We start from the raw sequence: 21,907 nt of genomic DNA on the forward strand, positions 1-21,907 counted from the left end.
GAGGGGGCGATGTCGCAGGTCTCGCTCTCCGATCTCAACGCTGCAAGCGAGGCCGATTTCGTCGCCGCGCTTGCCAATATCTTCGAGCACTCGCCATGGATCGCCGAGCGCGCCGCGGACCAGCGGCCCTTTGCCGGCATTCATCAATTGCTCGCAGCGATGACGGCGGCGGTCGATGGAGCTGCGCCGGAATTGCGGCTGGCGCTGATCAAGGCGCATCCCGATCTGGCCGACAAGACGCAGCGCGCTGCTGGATTGACCGCGGACTCCAATGCCGAGCAGAACAGCGTTGGGCTCGACCGCTTGTCCGACGCCGAATACACGGCGTTCGAACGCATCAACAATGCCTATCGCGCAAAGTTCGGCATCCCCTATATCGTGTGCGTGCGCCGCCACACCAAGGATTCGATCCTGCGCGATTTCGAGCAGCGTCTGCCGAATGATGCCGCGACCGAGACGCAGCGTTCGATCGCCGAAATCTGTCGCATCTCGGCGCTGCGACTGGACCAGCTCGTGGTTGCTGACGATCGTCTGAAGGTCCACGGCAAGCTCTCAACCCACGTGCTCGACAATCACAGCGGCACGCCCGCGCCGGGCATCGCGGTCGAACTCGTCGAGCTCGCGGCCCTTGGCGAAAGCCGCATCATCGCGCGCGCGGTGACCAACCATGACGGTCGCACCGATCAGCCCTTGATCGGTGGTCGTCCCTTGCCGATCGGCCGCTACGAGCTTCGCTTCAGTGTTGGCAAATATTTTGCTGCGCGCGGCGTGCCGACGTCGGACCCGCCGTTCCTCGACGAAATCCCGCTGCGTTTTGCGATCAGCGAGCCCGAGGGCCACTATCACGTGCCGCTGCTGGTCACGCCCTGGAGCTATTCGACCTATCGCGGGAGCTAGCCGCCGAACTTTTCGTGCAGTGCCGGGAACAGGCGGTCCGGCTTGAACGGTGTCGACGTAAAACGAATGCCGGTGGCATCCGCGATGGCATTGCCGAGCGCGGCAGAGACGGGATTGTACGGACTTTCGCTCATCGATTTTGCGCCCATCGGTCCGATCGTGTCTGATGTCTCGGCGAAAAGCACTTCCGTGTGCGGCACGTCGGCGAAGGAGGGTAGGTGATAGTCGCGGAATTTGGCGTTGATGATGCGCCCCTGCGCGTCGATCACCATCTCCTCGTACATCGCTGCCCCCAGAGCCTGTGCTACGCCGCCCTCGACCTGGCCGCGGCACTGCATGGGATTGGCGACGACGCCAGCATCGGCCGCCTGCACGCTCTTGAGAATTTTCAACTGGCCGGTGGCCTTGTTCACGGCCACGCGAAAACCCTGCACGTTGAACGCGACCGAGCGCGGGGTGCCCTGAGAATTGCCGCTCGCGGCGAGCACCTCGCCTTGCTCCTGCGCGTTGCTCGCAAGATCAGCAAAGGAGATTCGCCTGACGCCGCTGACGATGGAATTGTCGTCGAGTGTGCAGGTTGCGGCATCGCATAGCCACGCCTCGGCTGCGGCTGCCTTCAACATGTTCGCAAGACGCTCCGCCGCCGCATGCGTCGCCTTGCCGGCAACGAAAATGCCGGCGCTGCCATAGGCGCCGGTGTCGTGACCGCCATGAACAGTGTCGGATTGCTTGAGGCGGATGTTGTCCACAGTGGTCGCGAGCGCGGTGGCCGCAATCTGCCGGTGCACAGTGCTGGTGCCGTTGCCGAACTCGGCGGTGCCGACGGTGAGATCGAAGCTGCCGTCGTCGTTGAGCGCGATCATCGCGTCCGCGATGTGCCCGGCCGGCGGCACGGTGTCGATCATGGTCAGCGCGATGCTCTCGCCAATCAGCCAGTCCGGCGACAAATCGGGCCGGGGCGCATCCGCCTGCATCGCGCGCTCGACCAGATCGAGGCATTGGTCGAGCCCGTAGGAGCCATAGGCGACGTCGTGATACTCCGACGGGGGTGGCGACAGCATGGGATCACCGGGCCTGACGACGTTGCGGCGGCGGATGTCGTATGGGCTGACGCCGAGCTGCCTTGCCAGCTCGTCGATCGCCGCTTCCACCGCTACCAGCGTCTGGGGCAGGCCATAGCCGCGAAATGCGCCTGCGGGCACCGTGTTGGTGTAGACCGCGACTGCGTCGACCTTCTTGTTCGGACAATTGTAGACGCTGATCGACTCGGCCACCGAGTGGCCTAGCACCGGACCGGCATGATTGCCATAGGCGCCGGTGTTGGAGAGCACATCGAGTTGGAGCGCCGTGAGCTTGCCGTCCGCATCGGCGCCGGCCTTGATATGGACGCGCATCGGATGGCGCGTCGACGTCGCGATGAACTGCTCCTCGCGCGTCAGCTCGAGCTTGACGGGCCGCCCCGTCTTCAGCACGGCGAGCGCCAAGATGTCCTCGACGAACATCTCCTGCTTGCCGCCAAAGCCGCCGCCAACGCGCTCGCAGAACACGCGGACCTTGTCCATCGGCAGATCGAAAATGTCAGACAGCGCGCGCCGCGTCAGGAACGGCACCTGCGTGGAGGAGCGGACGTTGAGCACGCCGGACGGGTCGAGCCAGGCAAGCCCGCCATGCGTTTCCAGCGCTGCATGTTGCACGCGCTGGGTCGTGAAGGTGCCCTCGTAGGTAACGGCGGAATTCGCGAGCGCCGCTGCGACATCGCCAAACTCGCCATGAATCTCCGCGACGATGTTGCGCTTTGCGTTTGCGACGCGATGTTCGGTTGTGCGGTCGGGATGAATAACCGGCGCGCCCGGCGCCATCGCCTGCTCGGGGTCGACGACGGCAGGCAGGACGTCATAGGTGACCTCAAGGCGCCGGCACGCTTCCTCTGCGGCGGCCTCGGTCTCCGCCACGACGGCGGCGACCTTTTGGCCGACGAAACGGACGACGTCGTCAAGGACGCGCGTATCCTCGGGGTCCATCCAGTCCTTTTCGTGCCGCGCGGTCGAGAACAGGCGGTCGGGTACGTCCTCGTGGGTCAGCACCGTGTGGACGCCGGGAACGTTCAATGCCGCGGACTTGTCGATCGAGGCGATCTTCGCGTGCGGATGCGGAGAACGCAGGAGCTTGATGTGGAGAAGGCCATCGATCTCGGTGTCGAAGGTGTAGCGCGCCTTGCCGCGCACGATGTCGGGGCCGACGGGCACGGGAAGGCTGCGGCCGAACGCGCCGCCGGCCTCGACGCCATCGTCGACATTGATCTTACCGTCGAGCGCATCCGCGATCGCGCGATAGCCGGTGCAGCGGCAGATGTTGCCCTTCAGCGCCGCGCCGAGTTCGGTGCGCTGCGCCTGGTTCAGCGACGCACAGGTCAGGATCATGCCGGCGGTGCAGAAGCCGCACTGAAACCCTTGCGCGTCGAGAAAGGCCTGCTGCATCGGATGCGCGCCGTCGTCGCCGCCCAGTCCTTCGATGGTGGTGATCGCGCGGCCCTCGGCGCGGAAGGCCGGGATCAGGCAGCTGTGCACGGGCTCGCCATCGACCAGCACGGTGCAGGAACCGCAATCGCCGGCGTCGCATCCTTTCTTGACGCCGAAGTGCCCGAGCTCGCGCAGGAAGGTTCGCAGGCATTGGCCTGCGCGAGGCCTCTCCGAAAACGGCTTGCCGTTGATCTCGAAGCTCATTGGTGCGCGCTATCCAGCAATTCGCGACGGATCTCCTCGGCAAGGTGCAGCGTCATGTGCTTGCGCCAGAACGGCTTGCCGTGGACGTCGTCATGATAGAGGCCGTCGGTGATTTCGACCGCGATGGCTGCGCTCAAAGCTTTCGCATCGGGCGGCTTCGGAAACGGCAATCGGATCGGGCGCACGGTCGATGCAGTCACCGTCAGGTTCAGCGTACCATCGCCATCGAGACTGCCGATCAACAGCGCTGCGGAGCGGCCGACCGGCGTCAGCGAGATCTGGCGGAACGCCGAACGTCGCTTCAGCGCCGCGAGGGGGATATCGATTTGCCGCAACAGGTCGCCCGGCATCAGGCGGTTGCGCTGGTTGCCGGTGACGAAATCGAGGACGGGAAGTTTCTGCTCGCCGCCGCCGGCCTTCCAGATCGTGCAGACGCCGTCGAGCGCCGAGGTCAGCGAGATCATCGGACCTGCCGGCAGTGACATACAGAGATTGCCGCCGACCGTCGCCGTCTTCCAGATCTTGAACGAGGCGAGGAAGGCGCGGCAGCATTGGCTGATCAGCGGTGCGGCGAGCCACTCGGGCGGACTGGTCAGCGTATCGAGCTCTGCGATGGTGCAGGTGGCCGCGATCGTCAGATGGGTATTCGTGATGGTCAGTGCCGGCCATTTGAGGTCAGCGAGATCGATCAACCGGGACAGGTGGGCCTGCGGCTCCGAAAACAGCCAGGTTCCGCCCGCGAGCCAAGCATCACCTGCCGTCCAAGCGGGCAGTTGGGCACGGCTCTCCGGATGGGCCACCGACGTGATGGTATTCAAGTCCATGAGTACGCCAACGCCTTAGATAGGATCGATCGCCTGAAAAGGAGTCTTGCAAGTCCGGAGCCAAGTCGCAACAAGGACGCAAGCGGCTGGCCTTCGCCTTGCAGGCGAAAATGCCGGCCAACGTCAGGAGAAACGGGATCATGGATAACGCAAAGCCGGTCTGGATCAAGGATCCGCTCGCCATTCTGGCCGACGGTGCCGAGCGCGGCATCGTGGTGCAGGATGGCCGGATCATCGAGCTTGTGCCCGCCGGCGGCAAGCCCGCAGCGGACGCCGAGGTCATCGATGCGGGCGAGCATGTCGTGCTGCCGGGGCTGATCAACACGCATCATCACTTCTACCAGACGCTCACGCGCGCGCTGCCGGCAGCGATGGACCGTGAGTTGTTTCCCTGGCTCAAGGCGCTCTATCCGGTCTGGGCGCGGATGACGCCGGAGGCGCTCCAGCTCGGTGTCACCGTGGCGATGTCGGAGCTGTTGCTGTCGGGCTGCACCACAACGACGGATCATCACTACGTGTTCCCCACAGGCTTGGAGGACGCTGTCGACCTCGAGGTCGCCGTTGCGAAGCGGCTTGGCGTGCGCGTGCTGCTCACGCGCGGCTCGATGAACCTGTCGCAGCGCGACGGCGGCCTGCCGCCTGACAGCGTGGTGCAGGACGAGGACACGATTCTCGCCGACAGCGCGCGGGCGGTCGCAAAGCATCACCAGCACGGCGCGGATGCGATGGTACAGATCGCACTCGCGCCATGCTCGCCGTTCTCCGTGACGACGTCGTTGATGCAGGCCACCGCCGATCTCGCCGACAAGCTCGATGTTCGTCTGCACACCCATCTCGCCGAGACCGAGGACGAGAACAGGTTTTGCGAGCAGATGTATGGCTGCCGTCCGCTCGATTATCTCGAGCAGTGCGGCTGGCTCAATGCGCGGACCTGGCTCGCTCACGGCATCTTCTTCAATGGCGATGAGATGAAGCGTCTGGGCAAGGCGAAGACGACCATCAGCCACTGTGCCTGCAGCAACCAGCTTCTCGCGTCCGGCTGCTGTCCGGTCTGCGAGATGGAGGAGGCCGGTGTCGGCATCGGACTGGGGGTCGACGGCTCGGCCTCCAACGATGCGTCCAACCTGATGCAGGAGGTGCGCTCCGCGTTCCTGCTCCAGCGTGCCCGCTATGGCGTGACGAGGATCAGTCACAAGGACGCACTGCGCTGGGCTACCAAGGGCTCGGCCGCCTGCGTCGGCCGTCCCGAGCTCGGTGAGATCGCGGTCGGCAAGGCCGCCGATCTCGCGCTCTACAAGCTCGATGAACTTCGCTTCTCGGGCCATGGCGATCCGATTGCGGCCGTTGTGCTCTGCGGTGCGCATCGGGCTGATCGGGTCATGGTTGCGGGCAAATGGGCCGTGGTTGACGGTGCGATTCCGGGCCTGGACGTCGCCGACCTGATCCGCCGCCACAGCGCGGCGGCCCGCGCGATGCAGGCAGGCTAGGCGGGCAGGATAGAGAAGAGGGGGCAACCACCATTGCCGGGTATTGGTGGCTACCCCCTCAGACCTCCTCCGGGAGGGAGCAGGTGATTTTACCGATGCAAGAAGCGTGCTACTTGCCCGGCACCTTGTCGTCGATGCCCTTGACGTAGAAGTTCATGCCGAGGATCTGGCCGTCATCGAGGTGATCGCCGCCCTTGCATTCAACTTCCTTGCCGTCCTGCCCGACGACCGGACATTTGAACGGCAGCACCTTGCCGTCGATGATGCCGGCCTCGGTGTCCATCGCTAGCTTTTTCACGTCGTCAGGCATGTTGGTATAGGGCGCCATCACCACCATCTTGGATTTCAGCCCGCCCCAGACGTCCTCGGACTTCCAGGTTCCGTCGAGCTCGGCCTTGACGCGCTCGATATAATAGGGCGCCCAGTTGTCGATGATCGACGTGAGCTGGGTCTTGGGCCCGAACTTGATCATTTCGGAGTCTTGGCCGAAGGCGAGCTTGCCGCGCTCGGAGGCGATCTGCATCGCCGCCGGGCTGTCGGTGTGCTGCATGATGACGTCCGCGCCCTGGTCGATCAGCGCCTTGGCGGCATCGGCTTCCTTACCCGGGTCGAACCAGGTGTTCACCCAGATGATCTTGACCTTGATGTTGGGGTTGACGGTTTGCGCGCCGCGCATCGTGGCATTGATGCCCATGATGACCTCGGGAATCGGGAACGAGCCGATGTAGCCCAGCACGCCGGCCTTCGACATCTTGCCCGCTATGATGCCCTGGATGTAGCGGCCCTCGTAGAACCTGCCGTTGTAGATAGACATGTTCTTGTCGCGCTTGAAGCCGGTCGCGTGCTCGAAATGCACGTTGGGATATTTCTTCGCGACCTTGAGCGTCGGGTCCATGTAACCGAACGACGTCGTGAAGATCAGCTTGTTGCCGGCACGGACCAGCTGCTCGATGGAGCGTTCGGCGTCCGGCCCCTCGGAGACGTTCTCGAGATAGGTCGTCTCGATCTTGTCGCCGAACTCCTTCACCAGCGCTTGGCGCGCGAGCTCATGCTGATAGGTCCAGCCCAGATCACCAACCGGGCCGAGATATATGAAACCGACTTTCAGCTTGTCGGCGGCAGAGGCTGCGCCGATGCTGCCGGCGAGCAAGAGCCCCGCGACAGCCGCAAGAAGTGTTTTCCTCATCGTCAATCTCCAAACAGTCGGGGAAAGCTACACTCCGCAGCGTGCACGCCCCATCGTGCACGTTGCGGAAAAACTCTAACGATCGGGCACAAAGACAGTGCCAAGCGCGGCCGGCGCGGTCGAGCCGCCCGTGCGCGCCCGGGAGAGCAGGACCAGAACGATTACGGTCGCAAGATAAGGCAAGGACGACATCAGTTGCGAGGGAATGCCGATTCCCCAGCCTTGCGCGTGCAATTGCAGGATGCTCACCGCGCCGAACAGATAGGCGCCGACGACAAGACGTCCCGGCCGCCATGACGAGAATACCACGAGCGCGAGCGCGATCCAGCCGCGGCCCGCGGTCATGCCGGGAATGAAGAAGGGTGTGTAGGCCAGCGGCAGATAGGCGCCTGCAAGTCCCGCGCAGGCGCCGCCAAACATTATGGCCAGTGTCCTGATGCGCAGGACCGGATAGCCTAGCGCATGCGCGGAGATGTGGTTATCGCCGCAGGCGCGAAGGATCAGCCCGGCGCGCGTGCGGTAGAGGAACCACCAGACACCGACGATCAGTGCCAGCGAGAGATAGACGAAACCATCTTCTCCGAACACGACGCGGCCGATCAGGGGAATGTCGGTAAGATACGGAATATTGAGGTGCGCCGCCGGCGTGATGCGCATGCCGACGAAGCCGGCGCCGATCAGGCCTGACAGGCCGATGCCGAGAATGGTGAGCGCCAGTCCTGTCGCGACCTGATTGACGGCGAGGCCGAGCGTCATCAACGCAAAGATCAGTGACATCAGCGTGCCCGCGAGGATGCCGCAGAGCGCGCCGATGATGATTGAGCCACTCAGCCAGGCACCACCGAAGCCGCAGGCCGCGCCCATGATCATCATGCCTTCGACGCCGAGGTTGAGGACGCCGGAGCGCTCGGTGACGAGTTCGCCCGTTGCCGCGATCAAAAGCGGCGTCGAGGCGGCAAGCACCGACAGGATGATGGCTTCAACCAGTTCCACGGGCCACCTGACGGTTCGGGAAGACCAGCCGAAAGCGGTAGAGGATCAGGGAATCGCAGGCCAGCACGTAGAAGAGCAAAATCCCCTGAAAAACCTTGGTGACATCCAGCGGGATCTTCATTGCGATCTGGGCCTGTTCGCCACCGATGAAGGTCAATGCGAGGAAAAGGCCTGCAATTAATATTCCAATCGGATTCAGCCTGCCGAGGAAGGCGACGATGATGGCGGTAAATCCGTAGCCTGGCGAGATGCCGGGCTGGAGATGCCCGACCGGGCCGGCGACCTCGATGATGCCGGCAAGACCGGCAAGCGCGCCCGAGACGGCGAAGGTCAGGATGATCAGCTGGTTGGCCTTGAAGCCGCCGAACCGCGCCGCTCGCGGCGCAGCGCCGACCACGCGGATCTCGAACCCCTTGATGGTTCGTCCCAGCAGCACCGCAGCTGCCGCTACGACCAGGAGTGCGATGATCGAGCCGAGATGAAGCCGCCCACCTTCGATCAGCACCGGGACCGTCGCCACGGGATCAAACTCGGCCGTGGTCGGGAAGTTGAAGCCGTGCGGATCGCGCCAGGGGCCACGGACGAGATAGTCGAGGAAGAGGTCGGCAACATAGACCAGCATCAGGCTGGTCAGGATTTCGCTGGCGCCGAACTTAACCTTGCAGATGGCCGGGATCAGCGCGTAGAGCGCTCCTGCGATCGCGCCGAGCAGCAGCATCGTCGGCAGCACCCAGGCGCCGGCGTCGGTGCCCTGCGTCCTCACCGCGATCCAACTTCCGGCGACGGCGCCGATCAAGAACTGCCCTTCGGCGCCGATATTCCACGCGTTCGCGAGATAGCAGAGCGACAGTCCGATCGCGATCATCACCAGCGGCGTCGCCTTCACTGCGATCTCCTGGAGCGAGTAGCCGTCGGTCAAAGGCGCGATGAAGTAGGCTTGGAGGGCAAGCAGCGGATTCTTGCCGAGGACCGCGAACAGGATGCTCATGGTCACGATCGTCAGGCCGATCGCGATCAGCGGCGAGACCAGCGCGATCGCGTTGGAGCGCTCGGCGCGCTTCTCAAGCACGAGCTGCATGCTCGACCTCCTTCTGATCCAGGCTGCTGCCGCCCATCAATAGGCCGAGCTTCTCGCGTGTCGCTTCGCGGGCCGCGAGCGGCGGCGACAGCCGGCCGTGGAACATCACGGCGATACGGTCGGCGATTTCGGCGAGCTCGTCGAGATCCTGGCTCGTCACCAGCACCGCCGCGCCGCTGGCGGCGAGATCCAGGAGCGCCTGGCGGATGACGGCGGCCGCGCCTGCGTCCACGCCCCAGGTCGGCTGGCTCACCACCAGCACGGCCGGGTTGCGCAGGATCTCGCGACCGACGATGAATTTTTGCAGATTGCCGCCGGAGAGGCTGGCCGCTTCCGGATCCCGCTTGGCCTTGCGTACGTCGAAGGTTTCGGTCGCCTTGTCGACGGTTTTCAATGTGGCCGCCGTGTCGATGAAACCGTGCCTGACCATGCCGCTTGCGGCGTGGCCCGTCAGCAGTGCGTTTTCCGACAATCGCATGCGCGGCGCGGTGCCGTGGCCGAGACGCTCCTCGGGGACGAAAGCCGCGCCGAGCTTGCGGCGCTGGGTGATCGACAAATGGCCGGCGGCGATACCTTCGATCACCACCGTGCCGGGATCCTTCGACAGCCGCTCGCCCGACAAGGCCGCGAAGAGCTCGTCCTGGCCATTGCCGGCGACGCCTGCGATGCCCAGGATCTCACCGCCCTTGAGCTCGAGCGAGATGTGCTCGAGCCGCACGCCGTGCGGCTCGTCGGGGGCGAGCGTGAGATCGTTGACAACGAGCCGCGGTACCGTTGTCTGCCTGCCGGCCGCAGCCCTGACCTCCTTGATCTCGCCGCCGACCATCATGCGGGCGAGCGAGGCTGCCGTCTCTTGCCGTGGATTGCAGGTCGCTACCTTCCTGCCGCCGCGCAGGATGGTGGCGGTGTCGCACAGCCGCTTCACCTCTTCGAGCTTGTGGCTAATGTAGAGGATGGCGTGGCCTTCGGCCTTGAGGCGTTCGAGCACGATGAAGAACTGGTCGGCCTCCTGTGGCGTCAGCACGGCGGTCGGCTCGTCCAGGATCAGGAATTTGGGGTCTTGCATCAAGGCGCGCACGATCTCGATGCGCTGACGCTCGCCGACCGACAATTGCCAGACCTCGCGCTTGGGATCGAGCGGCAGGCCGTAGGTCCTGGAGAGCTGCTCCAGCCGTGCCGACATGTCCTTGAAGGATTCCTTGCCGTCGAGCCCGAGCGCCACGTTCTCGGCGACGGTGAGATTCTCGAACAGCGAGAAATGCTGGAACACCATGCCGATGCCGCGGCTGCGGGCCTCCGACGGACCGGACAGAACGATGCGCTCGCCCCGCCAGCGAATCTCGCCGGCGCTCGGCTGGATCAGGCCGTAGATCGCCTTGACCAGCGTCGACTTGCCGGCGCCGTTCTCGCCGAGCAGGGCATGGATCTCCCTGGGGAAGACATCAATGTCGATCGACGCGTTGGCGACGAAGTCGCCATAGCGCTTGGTGAGCCCGATCGTCTGGAGCAGCGGTGGCTCCCCGGTATGCAGGCTGTTGGGCATCGCGTCTGACATTCGCCGTCACGTGGGTCGAGTAAAGTGTCTCTGCCTCAATAGTGAGCTAGTTTGATCCGCCGCGTAAGTAGCGAAAAAACGTCATGCCTTGCTCAACGCTTCGGCAAACGAGGGGATTCGCTGTCCATTCGCGATTCTCAGGCGGCAGTTTTAGCGAGTCCGTAGTTGTGCTGTAAGGGTCTGTTGCAAATTTGTGACGGTCCAAACCCAAAACGGAACCGCCTGTGCAGCGTTGATGCCAAGTTGGGCAAGTGATGCGTTCGGCTTGTATGCTTTGCGCTGATGCGATGCCCCCGTGCACTCGAGCCCGCTTTCTCGTTTTTTGCCACGCACAAAAGGCAAATGAAAACAATCGGGATACTCCGGCAACCGCTTGCGCGCGGTTCTGGGGCGAAGCGCGCTGCCGCGCGTGAAGCTTGGCGCAAAAATCCTGAACCCGGTGAGCCTTCTGCTGAAACCTGCAGCAGGCGTTGAAACAAGTTGAGGCTTCTCACCTCTGGGGAACGGCGCAAGTGTCGCACCCAACGGGGCTTGATTTCTAAAGCTTCAACATTGGGGGTGTTCAGGATGTCGTTTCGTTTCAAGGCAATTGCAGCAACGGCGCTGTCTCTTGCTACGCTAGCCACCGGCGGCTTGGCTCATGCGGCGGATCTTCCGGTCAAGGCCGCAAAGAAGGCTTCGGATCTTCCGTTCTTCCTGGTGATCGACGACCGGGTGTCGTTCTCGTATATGCCGAAGGGCACCGACCCCGGCATGTGGAGCGTGCGCCCGGACGGAAGCATCAACGGCACCACGCCCAAGCAGGTCTACTCCTTCACGCATTTCGACCTCTGGGCCTACGGCACCAACTTCTTCACCATCTCGATGTTCAAGTCGGGTCACAACGACCCGGCCAGCCCTTGCGTTGCGCCCGGCGTGACCATCACCGGCGGCGCCGCCGACTGCGCTGGTGCGACGGAGATCTACGGCCTGTTCCGTTCGACCTTCGGCTGGAACGAGCTGTTCAACACCAAGGCCTTCACCGCCGGCCCACTGCACAACATCTCGTTCGAAGTCGGTATGGACGGCAACACCGAGAACAACTTCCTCGCGCCCGCCAAGCGCGATGTCGTGGCCGGTCTGCAGTTCGCCTTCGATCTTCCCTACAAGGGCTATATCAACGTCGCGCCGTTGATGTACTGGGAGTTCTCGAACCACAACGCCTTCACCCAGTGTGGCCTGTTCGTCGCTGGGCCGGCGGGGGTTGTCTGTAACTCGGACGGCAATGTCAGCTACAACCCGACCTGGGCGGTCGAGATCAACTACTACATGGACCTGGGCTTCCTGCCGCCGAACATGCAGTACTGGTCGATCAGCGGCCGTGCCGGCTGGTATGGACCGAAGGGCGACTCCAATGGCCTTCCTGCGCTCTCGGGCGTCGGCCGGTTCTCCACCGCGTCCAAGACCGAGCTGAATAGCGAGCCGATCCGCCTGACCTTCGACGCCTCGAAGGCGGCGTGGGGTGATAAGTACTCGCACTTCGTCGACCTCTGGGTTGCCTACCGCTACTGGCAGAACAAGTTCGGCCTCGACCACAACGCCATGCCCGGCGTTTGCACCGTCGCCGCCACCGGCCAGAGCACCAAGAGCTGCACCGAGTCCACGGTCTATGGCGGTGTCACTCTGAAGTTCTGATCGAAGCTCTCTGCTGAGGACGGAGCCGCACAGGAATGCGCGGCGCCGTTCGCGCATGAGACGTAGAATTGTAGGGTGGGGTTAGCGAAGCGTAACCCACCTCTTCTGCCTCCGCGGACATAGACAGTGGTGGGTTACGCCTTCGGCTAACCCACCCTACGATTGAGGCGCTGGCTACTTCGACCACACGCCGTCGTGCAGGGCTTCGGCTTCGTCTTCCAGGAGCGGACCAACGACCTCGGTTGGCCGCTGGCCGCTGGCAAAGACCTCGCGGCAGGGTAGATCGAGGGTCGGGTTTTCCGCGTGATTGCCGGTGACGCCGCGCAACCGATGCTCGCTCAAGGCATAGACCACGCGGCCGATGCCGGCCCAGTAGATTGCGCCTGCGCACATTGCGCAGGGCTCGGCGGAGGAATAGAGCGTCGACTTGGCGAGCACGTCGTGGCTCAGCGTGCGGCAGGCTTGCGTCGCGGCGAGGCGTTCGGCGTGCGCGGTGCCGTCGTGGTCGGGCATGTAGCCGTTCTCAGCCTCGATCAGCACGTTGCCGTCCACATCGACCACGAGGCAGCCGAACGGGTGGTTGCCGTGGGTGAGGGAGCGGCGGGCGACCTCAAACGACAGCCTCAAGAAGTGATCGTCGCGTTCCGATGCGCCGCTCATCGCTGCTCCGCGGTTAATGTCCCGCCATGTGCCGGCCGACCACGGTGAGGTCGGCTTCGCTGGTTCGTGCTTCATACACGAATTCGCCGTGGAACATCACCACCAACCGGTCGGACAGCTCGAGCAATTCGTCGAGATCCTCGCTGACCAGCAGCACCGCCGCGCCACGATTGCGCGCAGCCATGATCTCTGCGTGGATTTGCGCAACCGCCGCGAAATCGAGGCCGAAGCAGGGATTGGCGGCAATCAGCACCTCGACGTCGCCGCCGAGCTCGCGCGCCAGCACCGAGCGCTGGACATTGCCGCCTGACAGCGCCGAGATCGGCGTGTCCGGTGTGCGCGTCTTGATTTTGTATTGCGCGATCTTCTTCCTCGCGTCGTTGCGGAATGCGCCGCGGTTGAGCCACCAGCCGAGGCTCGCAAAGGGCGCTCGGTCGAACTCGCGGAAGGCGATGTTGTCGGCGACGCTCATGCCGCCGACGCAGGCGTTCTTGAGCGGCTCCTCCGGCAACAGTGACATTTTGTGCCGGCGCATCTCCTCGCGGCGCGCGTGATAGGGATCGTCGGCGACGCGGATTTCGCCGCTCTCGCGGTCGCGCTGGCCGGCCAGCACCTCGACGAGCTGGCGTTGGCCGTTGCCTGATACACCGGCGATGCCGACGATCTCGCCGGCGCGCACCGTGAGGGAGACGTCGTGCACGGCAATCGCGCCGGCATCGTCGAGCGCGCGGACCTTTGCCAACTCCAGTCGCGCCTGGCCTGTTTCGCCCGTGCGCGGGGGCTGCACGGTCAACTGCTCGGCGCCGATCATGGTTCGCGCCATGGCATCGGGCGTGAGCTCGGCAACCTTGCCCTGGCCGGCGAGCTTGCCGCGCCGCAGGATCGTCACCTCGTCGGCGAATGCCATGACCTCGCGGAATTTGTGCGTGATCATCAGGATCGTCAGCTCGCCCTTGACCACCATGCCGCGAAGCATGCCGAGCACCTCGTCGGCTTCGGCCGGCGTCAGAACCGAGGTCGGCTCGTCCAGGATCAGGAAGCGCCGCTTCAGATAGAGCTGCTTGAGGATCTCGCATTTCTGCCGCTCGCCGGCGGAGATGTCGGAGACCTTCGCGTTGAGCGGTACCTGGAACGGCATCCGCGCCAGAAACGCCTCAAGCTCCTTCTTCTCTTTGCTCCAATCCACCACTGCCGGAACGTCGTCGCGGGCAAGCACGAGATTTTCGGCAACCGTCATCGCCGGCACCAGGGTAAAATGCTGGTAGACCATGCCGAGCCCGAGCGCATGGGCATCCCTGGGATTGCCGATCGTCTGCTGGCGGCCGCCGATCAGAATATCGCCTTCGGTGGCGTGGTAGTAGCCCATGATGCATTTGACGAGCGTCGACTTGCCAGCGCCGTTCTCGCCGAGCAGGGCGTGGAACGAGCCCGGCCGGACCTTCAGCTCCACATTGTCCAGCGCCAGGAAATCTCCGAAGCGCATGGTCATGGCGAGCGCCTCGACGCCGAAGGCGCCTGCGGGCGGTGGCGTCTCCCCGATGATCACGAAATCGCTCCGATCAGCGCGTTCGAGGTTGAAACCGCGCCGAACACGCCGCCCTGCATCTTGATCATCTTCAGCGCGTGGTCGTGGTTGCTTTTGTCGGTCGCGCCGCAGCAATCGTGCAGCAGCACGCATTCGAAGCCGCGGTCATTGGCCTCGCGCATGGTGGTGTGAACGCAGACGTCGGTGGTGATGCCTGTCAGCACGATGTTCTCGATGCCACGCACGCGCAGGATCAGTTCGAGATCGGTGGCGCAGAACGAGCCCTTGCCGGGCTTGTCGATGATGGGTTCATCCGGCATCGGTGCGAGCTCGGGGATGATCTCCCAGCCGGGCTCGCCGCGCGCGAGAATACGTCCGCACGGGCCGGGATCGCCGATCCCGGCGCCGATCTGCCGCGAGCGCCAGCGCTTGTTGGCGGGCAGATCAGCGAGATCGGGGCGATGGCCTTCGCGAGTATGTATGATGTGGAAGCCCTGCTTGCGCATCACCGCGAGCAGCTTCTTGATCGGCTCGATCGGCGCTCGCGTCAACGACAGGTCGTAGCCCATCTTGTCGACATAGCCGCCGACGCCGCAGAAATCGGTCTGCATGTCGATGATGATCAGCGCCGTGTTCTCTGGTCGCAGATCGCCGTTATAGGGCCAGGCGTAGGGCTCGGACTTGATATGGCGCTCGGGCATTGTTGGCTCTCTGCGGCTCTAGAGCATGATCCGGAAAAGTGTGCGGCGGTTTTCCGAAAAGATCATGCTCAAACAAAAGGAGCTAAGGCGCGATAATCATTCATCGCGCCTTAGCGGGTGATCGACAATTCGGCCGGCGCGCCTGTCAGCGTGCGCTTCGGCGAGCAGGTGATGATCATGATCGCCAGCGTCAGGATGTAGGGCGCGGCGTTGAAGAGGTGATAGCCGGAGGTGACGCCGACCGATTGCAGCGCGGGGCCGAGCGCCGCGGCGCCGCCGAAGGCGAGCGAGGCCCACAGGCACAGCATCGGATCCCAGCGCGCGAAGATGACGAGCGCGACCGCCGTGATGCCCTGTCCGGAGGACAGTCCCTCGTTCCAGCTTCCGGGATAGAACAGCGACAGGAACGAGCCGCCGATACCGGCGAGGAAGCCGCCGACCATGGTGGCGCGCAGCCGGATCAGGAGCACGGAATGGCCCATGGCGCGCGCGGCGTCCGAGCTTTCGCCGGCGGTGCGGATGAGCAGGCCCCAGCGCGTCGTACGGAACGCCCAGTAGAGGATGGGCGCGAGCGCGACACCGATCAGGAACATGACGTTGATGCGAAGCGCCGCCCGGACCTGCGGGATATCGCTCCACCAGCCGAAATCGATCGCGGGCAGCCGCGGCGCGGTTGGCTCGATCAGCGGTTTGCCGAGATAGAAGGCGAGGCCCGTGCCGAACAGCATGAGCGCGATGCCGACCGCGATGTCGTTGACGCGCGGCAGCGAGCAGATGCCGGCATGCAGCGCGCCCAGCAACGCGCCGGTAACACCGGCGGCGAGCACGCCAAGCCAGGGCGAGCCGGAAAGATAGGAGATGCCATAGGCGCTCATCGCACCCATCACCAGCGTACCTTCGAGGCCGAGATTGATGCGGCCGGAACGCTCGGTGATGCATTCGCCCAGGCTCACGAACAGGAACGGCGTAGAGACGCGAATGGCGCCGCCGAACACCGCGAGCGGCACGGTCCAGAGTCCGATCGAGCTATCCGCCATCTCAGGACTTCCCCTTGAGAAAACCGATGCGTCCGTACAGCGCATCGCTTGCCAGCACGAAGACGAAGATGATGCCCTGAAGCACAAGCACGGACGCATCCGGCAGCCCCAGGCGGCGCTGCAACAGCCCGCCGCTGGCGCTGATGCCGCCGAGCAGGATGGCGACTGGAATGATCGCAAGTGGATTTTGCCGCGCGAGGAAGGCGACCAGGATTCCGGTGAAGCCATAGCCGGCGGCGAGGTTGGCATTGGTGCGGCCCTGCACGGCCGCGACCTCGACCATGCCGGCGAGCCCCGCCGCGCCGCCGGCGACAAAGCAGATCGTGAGGATGAGCCTGTTGACGCTGAGCCCGACGATCTTTGCAGCGCGAATGTTGCCGCCGGCAACCCGCGCGGCGAAGCCGAACACAGTGTGGTAGATCAAGATGTAGGCGGCGATCGTGGCGACCAGGCCGAAGACGAGCCCCCAATGGACGTCGGTGCCGGGGATGCTGCCGATCATGTTGGCCGCGCCGATCTCGCGCGTTGAGGGCTTGTTGAGGCTCGCGGGGTCACGCATCGCGCCTTCGACGAGATGGTTGAGGATGGCGAGCGCGATATAGACGAGCAACAGGCTCGATATTGTCTCGTTGACGCCGCGATATTGCCGCAGCGCGCCGGACAACATGATCCACAGTCCGCCGCCGATCACGCCGCCACAGACCATGGCGATCTGGATCACGAGCGGCGGTGCACCTTGCAGTGCCAGCGCCGCGCTGGTTGCCGAGAGCGCGCCGATCAGCAGCGCACCTTCGCCGCCGATGATGACCATGCCGAGCTGCGCTGGCAGTGCCGTGCACAGCGCGGTAAGGATGAGCGGTGCTGCGCGTGTCAGCGTGTTCTGCCAGGAGAACCAGGTGCCGAACGCGCCCTGGTACATGTAGAAATAGAGGTCGAGCGGGTTCTTGCCGAACAGCGCGACGAAGATGCCGAACACCGCGAGCGCGCCGACCAGCGCCGCGCCCGGGATCAGGACGTACTCAATGCTCGCGCCGTGGCGCTGGAGGAAGCCCGCGTCAGCAGCCGGGGCGAGAGCCTCGACTGCTCCGACGGGATCCGCCGCTTCCGTTGTCACGAAGTCGCTCCGATCACGCCCTCGACGAGATAGTCCATCTTCTCGAGTTCGGGATCCTTCTGGCCGCGCTCGGTGCTGGCGGTGATCACCGTCTTGCCCTTGTTGTCGAGCAGCGGGCCCTTGAAGATGGCAAAGCCGTCCGCAGACAGGAATTTGGCCTTGGCCTCGTCGGCCGCCTTGCGTGCCTCGGCCGAAACAGCTTCGCCATAGGGAGATACCTTCACGATCTCTTCCTTCAGGCCGCCGCGGTAGAAGTTCGGGATCTCTTCGCCGGCGGCGATCATCTTGACGAACTTCGGATAGAGCGCTTCCCAGTTCCACTCGGCGCCAGTGAGATACGCCTTGGGCGCCAGCGCCGACTGGTTGGTGTGATAGCCGCAGACGAAGGCGCCGCGCCGCGCGGCGTTCTCGACCATGGTCTTGGGACCGTCGACATGACAGGTCAGGACGTCCACACCCTGGTCGATCAGGCTGTTGGCGGCCTCCGCCTCCTTGACCGGCATCGACCAGTCGCCGGTGAAGATCACCTGCGTGGTGGCCTTCGGATTGACGGACCTGGCGCCGAGCGTGAAGGCGTTGATGTTGCGCAGCACCTGCGGGATCGGCTTGGCTGCGACGAAGCCGAGCTTGCTGCTCTTCGAAGTCAAGCCCGCGACGACGCCGGAGATGTACTGGGCTTCGTCGATATAACCAAAATAACTGCCGGCGTTCTTCGGGTCCTTGTCGGTCCAGAGGCCACCGCAGTGCTCGAAATGCAGCTTCGGGTACTTGGTCGCCATCTTGATCATGTGCGGGTTGTAGTAGCCGAACGAGGTCGGGAAGAGCAGGGTGGCGCCATCGAGATTGATCATGGACTCGATGGTCTTCTCGACCGCATCGGTCTCCGGCACCTTCTCTTCCTCGACCACCTTCAGGCCCGGAATCTTCTTCAGTGCGGCGGCGCCCTGCGCGTGCGCCTGGTTGTAGCCGTAGTCGTCACGCGAGCCGACATAGATGAAGCCGATCGTCGTCTCGGCCGCGAAAGCCGGGCGGACACCAACTGCGGCTCCCAAGGAGAGCGCCGCGCCACCCTGCAACAAATGCCGTCGTGAAATCCTGCCAAAATCCATTGGATTCTCCCTTGGCGGATGGACCGCCCCTCTCTCCTGGCCACCGCCGGTCTGGGGCAGCCGGAAGACGGTGTCGCAAGCTTCGTGCCAGAGGTTATCGAGCGGGCAGATGCATATAAACTACTGTAAAATAATAGCTTTGCTTCAAGTTCGAATCTTGGGCAGCTGACGGGCAGGTTAAATTATAGGCAGTATCTCAATATTGTATGCAAGGTAGTTAAGCAGCCTTAACCGGCTTCCCTTGGACTATCCGCCTGCCGGATGGCCTGTCGACGCTGTGTTCATGCTAACCGGTCCGTGTCGTACCCTGCGCGTGAGGCGCGCTGGCACCGAACTTGTATCGGTGGTCATCGGGCCTCCCTTGAGCGGTTGCGCCCCGCAGGATGGAAAGTTTGAGCGAGATGGCTCCTGGTATCGCCGTTCAAAATGGCTCGCTCGGCGAGGAGATCGTACGCCGCATCAATTAGCTTGGCGCCATTTCGGAGGACGCGGACAAGCTCACCCGGATTTATCTCAGCAAGGAATTGCGCATCGCTGCCGATCTCATCCTCGGCTGGATGCGCGAGGCGGGCATGCGCGCGCATCTCGATGCGATCGGCAACGTTTGCGGCCGTTACGAGGGCGAGCGGCCGGGCTTGCCGTGCCTGATGCTGGGCTCGCATTACGACACCGTGCGCGATGCCGGCAAATGGGACGGCCCGCTGGGCGTGATCACCGCGATTGCCTGCGTCGCCGAATTGAACCGCCGCGGCAAACGCCTGCCGTTCGCGATCGAGGTCATCGGCTTCGCCGACGAGGAGGGTGTGCGCTTTTCGTCCACGCTGCTCGGCAGCCGCGCGGTCGCAGGTACGTTCGACGAGAGCGTGTTGAACACGCGTGACCGCGACGGCGTGTCGATGCGCAATGCGCTCGTGCAGTTCAGCCTCGATCCCGACCACATCGGCGCGGCGGCGCGGACGCGGCGTAAGCTACTCGCTTATCTCGAACTGCATATCGAACAGGGACCGGTGCTGGAAGCGCAAAATCTCCCGGTCGGCGTCGTCACCGCAATCGCCGGCGCGACGCGCCTCGCCGCGCGGCTGACCGGCATGGCTGGTCACGCCGGCACCGTGCCGATGGCCCTGCGCCGCGACGCGCTGACGGGTGCAGCCGAATGCATCGCCGCGATCGAACAGTTCTCCCGCACCGATGAAGGCGGGCTCGTCGGCACCGTCGGCTACATCCACGCAAAGCCCGGCGCGACCAACGTCATTCCCGGTGAGGTGTCGTTCACGATCGACATGCGCGCGCCAACCGACATGCACCGCAAGCGCGCAGTCGCCGACGTCGTCCGTCAGATCGAGGCGATCGCAAGGCGCCGACAGCTTGCACTGCAACTCGACGTCACCCACGAGAACCGCACCGCGCCGTGTGCGCCCTGGTTGAAGGACCAGATCGCGCAGGCGATCGCCGGGGAAGGATTTGCCGTGTTCGAATTGCCGAGTGGCGCCGGCCATGACGGCATGGCGATGATCGACATCACCGATGTCGGCATGATCTTCGTCCGCTGCCGCGGCGGCGTCAGCCATCACCCTGACGAGCACGTCGAGCCCGCCGATGCCGATGCCGGTGCCCGCGTGCTGCTCCGGGTGATCGAGAACTTCCGGCCGCGGGAGGGGTAGGCCCGCTCCCGCAAGTCACCGGATAGAGACACGAATCAGACAGGTCTAGAATAGTGACCGCCCGCCACCGGGATCACGAGACATCATTCGACAACGCATATGAATAGTGACATCTCTTTTCCATCTTATCGCGAAAACCGCTTTTATCAGGGACTGACCGCGACCGTTGTCGCCAACGCTCTTCAGGCGGTGAATTTTCTCGGTGACCGCTTCCTGAGGAAGTCGCATCAATCGTTGTCGGCCATCGAGGATCTTTACCGGCACTCGATGGACAGTGCCTTTTCGGTGACGGAGTCCTTTCTTGTCACGGGCGCGCCGCACGCATCCGCTTACTACCCGCGTGACTTCGCCTGGTTCTATCCCGACGTCCTCGATCCCGAGACCATCATGGATGCGCAGGACGCGGTCCGGCGGGCGCGGTTGCTTGAAAAGAGCGTCCGTCTCCTGCTGGAGGCGGTTCGCGCCGACGTCGTCACGACGACCATCGTTCCGGCGGGACGCGCGCGGTATCTCGGCGTAAACTATTTCTCGCGGCCCTCGGATACCCTGCTCGGCATCCTTGCGGGTCTTCAGCAGATGCTCTCTGCCGAGGAGCGGGCGTCGTCTTATCTGGCGATGTCCCAATGCGCGCATGCCGGGCGTCTGTTGTTGGCCGAATATGGCGTCGACCTGAAACGGGCGATCTTGCAGCTCGCAAGTGAGCTTGAGCCGTTCAACGATGATGGAGCCAGTTATTTGCTGTGCGACGTCGGCACCCCTCGTTCCGCGGCAACGGACACGCGGGCCGAACGCAGGCGTTTCGTCACTAACGCCTGTGTCTACACGACGTTCGTGTGGGGCGTGAAGCTCGGCGTCGTCGACGAGAGCGAACTGAAGATACTGCTCGGACGTGAGCTCGTGCAGTACAAGAAGGAGCTGCTCCGCCTGTTCGGCAAAGAGGGTTATATCAGGCACTCCCTGGATGGCCCGGCGGGCTCGCCGGTTTCCTCTGTCGCGCTGGATTTCGTCAGCGTGCATCGCGGATTCTGGGATCTGGGTGAGGCGAGCGAACGTGCGCTGTTTGCGGCCACGACGGATCTGATTATTGCCGAACCTCGTTTTCGCATCCCCAGCACGTTCCACTTCCTGGTGTCCGCGGATAATCCGCGCAACAAGATGATCCACAAGATTGCGGCGCCCGCCTATCAGGGACGCTCCTCCTGGCCGACATTCAACGTCGAATTTGCCGATCGTATGCTGGACTACGATCAGCACGCGGGGAGCGATATTTATCGGGCCTGCGCTCAGGGGATATTGAAGGACATTCGCACTGCGACCGAAGTCCATGGCGGTTATCAGGAACTGATCTCGGAATCAGGACTGAAATATCGCACCTGGGCCTACCGGGGAGCCGTGGCCCATTCCTGGTTTCCTCGCTTCCTGTCTGTCTGGAGCAGGGCCTTCGGAGCACCGTTGCTCCGTTGGAATGACTGACCCGGTGCCGCGCCCGTGTCGCGCTGAAACTCGCGCGGCATCACCGAGAAGCCATTGACCGTAAACCGATAAGCGCCGCGCGACGGTCGCGCCGGTTGCGACAATTGGTCTCTGCACGTCGTCATAATCCAGTAACTGAAATGACACGTCCGCGCAGCACGTCTGACAACTCCGCCCCTTAGCCTGACACGTATTGAAACAATTCTCTGC

Annotated in this window: 17 protein-coding genes; 5 read left to right on the plus strand and 12 right to left on the minus strand. The window is 63.8% G+C overall.

The genetic code is table 11. The features are described from left to right. Positions 1-9 precede the first annotated feature (9 nt). Entirely contained in the window at positions 10-897 is an 888-nt protein-coding gene (uraD, locus tag Q3C01_RS35000) for a 2-oxo-4-hydroxy-4-carboxy-5-ureidoimidazoline decarboxylase (protein WP_458149823.1), read from the plus strand. On the opposite strand, the gene Q3C01_RS35005 is transcribed toward uraD, so the two are convergent. Beyond that, on the minus strand, positions 894-3,620 hold the full coding sequence (locus Q3C01_RS35005; RefSeq protein WP_458149824.1) for a molybdopterin-dependent oxidoreductase: 2,727 nt from the start codon (positions 3,618-3,620) through the stop codon (positions 894-896). The genes uraD and Q3C01_RS35005 overlap by 4 nt on opposite strands. Next, on the minus strand, positions 3,617-4,444 hold the full coding sequence (locus Q3C01_RS35010; RefSeq protein WP_458149825.1) for an FAD binding domain-containing protein: 828 nt from the start codon (positions 4,442-4,444) through the stop codon (positions 3,617-3,619). The genes Q3C01_RS35005 and Q3C01_RS35010 overlap by 4 nt, the downstream gene beginning before the upstream one ends. A 140-nt stretch (positions 4,445-4,584) precedes the next feature. Here Q3C01_RS35010 and Q3C01_RS35015 point away from each other — a divergent pair, with 140 nt between their 5' ends. Then, entirely contained in the window at positions 4,585-5,931 is a 1,347-nt protein-coding gene (locus Q3C01_RS35015) for an 8-oxoguanine deaminase (protein WP_458149826.1), read from the plus strand. 109 nt (positions 5,932-6,040) lie between these two features. On the opposite strand, the gene Q3C01_RS35020 is transcribed toward Q3C01_RS35015, so the two are convergent. The 4 genes from Q3C01_RS35020 to Q3C01_RS35035 form a co-directional block, all read right to left on the minus strand. Beyond that, positions 6,041-7,117 carry a BMP family ABC transporter substrate-binding protein gene (locus Q3C01_RS35020; protein WP_458149827.1) on the minus strand — a complete coding sequence of 359 codons (1,077 nt, stop codon included), beginning with the start codon at positions 7,115-7,117 and terminating at the stop codon, positions 6,041-6,043. A gap of 75 nt (positions 7,118-7,192) precedes the next feature. Then, positions 7,193-8,110, minus strand: coding sequence for an ABC transporter permease (locus Q3C01_RS35025; RefSeq protein ID WP_458149828.1), 918 nt, complete (start codon positions 8,108-8,110; stop codon positions 7,193-7,195). Next, positions 8,097-9,188: an ABC transporter permease gene (locus Q3C01_RS35030; RefSeq protein WP_458149829.1), complete on the minus strand. Its 1,092-nt coding sequence runs from the start codon at positions 9,186-9,188 to the stop codon at positions 8,097-8,099. Before Q3C01_RS35030 ends, Q3C01_RS35025 begins: the two co-directional genes overlap by 14 nt. Then, positions 9,172-10,743 (minus strand): ABC transporter ATP-binding protein, encoded by a 1,572-nt coding sequence (locus Q3C01_RS35035; RefSeq protein WP_458149830.1) that lies wholly within the window; start codon positions 10,741-10,743, stop codon positions 9,172-9,174. The genes Q3C01_RS35030 and Q3C01_RS35035 overlap by 17 nt, the downstream gene beginning before the upstream one ends. 567 nt (positions 10,744-11,310) lie before the next feature. Between Q3C01_RS35035 and Q3C01_RS35040 the strand changes: the two genes are divergently transcribed. Then, positions 11,311-12,417 carry a hypothetical protein gene (locus tag Q3C01_RS35040; protein ID WP_458149831.1) on the plus strand — a complete coding sequence of 369 codons (1,107 nt, stop codon included), beginning with the start codon at positions 11,311-11,313 and terminating at the stop codon, positions 12,415-12,417. Between the two features lie 174 nt (positions 12,418-12,591). Here Q3C01_RS35040 and Q3C01_RS35045 read toward each other — a convergent pair whose 3' ends face one another. The 6 genes from Q3C01_RS35045 to Q3C01_RS35070 form a co-directional block, all read right to left on the minus strand. Next, a complete protein-coding gene (locus tag Q3C01_RS35045; RefSeq protein WP_458149832.1) occupies positions 12,592-13,077 on the minus strand; it encodes a nucleoside deaminase in 486 nt (161 codons plus the stop codon). A gap of 13 nt (positions 13,078-13,090) precedes the next feature. Continuing rightward, positions 13,091-14,623 carry an ABC transporter ATP-binding protein gene (locus tag Q3C01_RS35050; protein WP_458149833.1) on the minus strand — a complete coding sequence of 511 codons (1,533 nt, stop codon included), beginning with the start codon at positions 14,621-14,623 and terminating at the stop codon, positions 13,091-13,093. Continuing rightward, complete coding sequence (gene biuH / locus Q3C01_RS35055; RefSeq protein ID WP_458149834.1) at positions 14,620-15,303, minus strand: biuret amidohydrolase; 684 nt, start codon at positions 15,301-15,303, stop codon at positions 14,620-14,622. Before biuH ends, Q3C01_RS35050 begins: the two co-directional genes overlap by 4 nt. A 110-nt stretch (positions 15,304-15,413) precedes the next feature. Next, positions 15,414-16,340, minus strand: coding sequence for an ABC transporter permease (locus Q3C01_RS35060; protein ID WP_458149835.1), 927 nt, complete (start codon positions 16,338-16,340; stop codon positions 15,414-15,416). A 1-nt stretch (position 16,341) separates the two neighbouring features. Continuing rightward, positions 16,342-17,454 carry an ABC transporter permease gene (locus Q3C01_RS35065; RefSeq protein WP_458149836.1) on the minus strand — a complete coding sequence of 371 codons (1,113 nt, stop codon included), beginning with the start codon at positions 17,452-17,454 and terminating at the stop codon, positions 16,342-16,344. Beyond that, positions 17,451-18,563, minus strand: coding sequence for a BMP family ABC transporter substrate-binding protein (locus Q3C01_RS35070; protein ID WP_458149837.1), 1,113 nt, complete (start codon positions 18,561-18,563; stop codon positions 17,451-17,453). The genes Q3C01_RS35065 and Q3C01_RS35070 overlap by 4 nt, the downstream gene beginning before the upstream one ends. Positions 18,564-19,039: 476 nt before the next feature. Between Q3C01_RS35070 and Q3C01_RS35075 the strand changes: the two genes are divergently transcribed. Further along, on the plus strand, positions 19,040-20,224 hold the full coding sequence (locus Q3C01_RS35075; RefSeq protein ID WP_458149846.1) for an allantoate amidohydrolase: 1,185 nt from the start codon (positions 19,040-19,042) through the stop codon (positions 20,222-20,224). Between the two features lie 99 nt (positions 20,225-20,323). Continuing rightward, complete coding sequence (locus Q3C01_RS35080; protein WP_458149838.1) at positions 20,324-21,697, plus strand: hypothetical protein; 1,374 nt, start codon at positions 20,324-20,326, stop codon at positions 21,695-21,697. Positions 21,698-21,907: the final 210 nt, after the last annotated feature.

The sequence above is a fragment of the Bradyrhizobium sp. UFLA05-109 genome (assembly GCF_054185165.1).

Excerpts from the sequence above, each read along its gene's own strand:
- Q3C01_RS35070 (WP_458149837.1), bottom strand. The coding sequence starts at position 18,563 with ATGGATTTTGGCAGGATTTCACGACGGCATTTGTTGCAGGGTGGCGCG.
- Q3C01_RS35035 (WP_458149830.1), bottom strand. The coding sequence starts at position 10,743 with ATGTCAGACGCGATGCCCAACAGCCTGCATACCGGGGAGCCACCGCTG.
- Q3C01_RS35040 (WP_458149831.1), top strand. The coding sequence starts at position 11,311 with ATGTCGTTTCGTTTCAAGGCAATTGCAGCAACGGCGCTGTCTCTTGCT.
- Q3C01_RS35010 (WP_458149825.1), bottom strand. The coding sequence starts at position 4,444 with ATGGACTTGAATACCATCACGTCGGTGGCCCATCCGGAGAGCCGTGCC.
- Q3C01_RS35020 (WP_458149827.1), bottom strand. The coding sequence starts at position 7,117 with ATGAGGAAAACACTTCTTGCGGCTGTCGCGGGGCTCTTGCTCGCCGGC.
- Q3C01_RS35080 (WP_458149838.1), top strand. The coding sequence starts at position 20,324 with ATGAATAGTGACATCTCTTTTCCATCTTATCGCGAAAACCGCTTTTAT.
- Q3C01_RS35060 (WP_458149835.1), bottom strand. The coding sequence starts at position 16,340 with ATGGCGGATAGCTCGATCGGACTCTGGACCGTGCCGCTCGCGGTGTTC.
- biuH (WP_458149834.1), bottom strand. The coding sequence starts at position 15,303 with ATGCCCGAGCGCCATATCAAGTCCGAGCCCTACGCCTGGCCCTATAAC.
- Q3C01_RS35015 (WP_458149826.1), top strand. The coding sequence starts at position 4,585 with ATGGATAACGCAAAGCCGGTCTGGATCAAGGATCCGCTCGCCATTCTG.
- Q3C01_RS35045 (WP_458149832.1), bottom strand. The coding sequence starts at position 13,077 with ATGAGCGGCGCATCGGAACGCGACGATCACTTCTTGAGGCTGTCGTTT.
- Q3C01_RS35030 (WP_458149829.1), bottom strand. The coding sequence starts at position 9,188 with ATGCAGCTCGTGCTTGAGAAGCGCGCCGAGCGCTCCAACGCGATCGCG.
- uraD (WP_458149823.1), top strand. The coding sequence starts at position 10 with ATGTCGCAGGTCTCGCTCTCCGATCTCAACGCTGCAAGCGAGGCCGAT.
- Q3C01_RS35005 (WP_458149824.1), bottom strand. The coding sequence starts at position 3,620 with ATGAGCTTCGAGATCAACGGCAAGCCGTTTTCGGAGAGGCCTCGCGCA.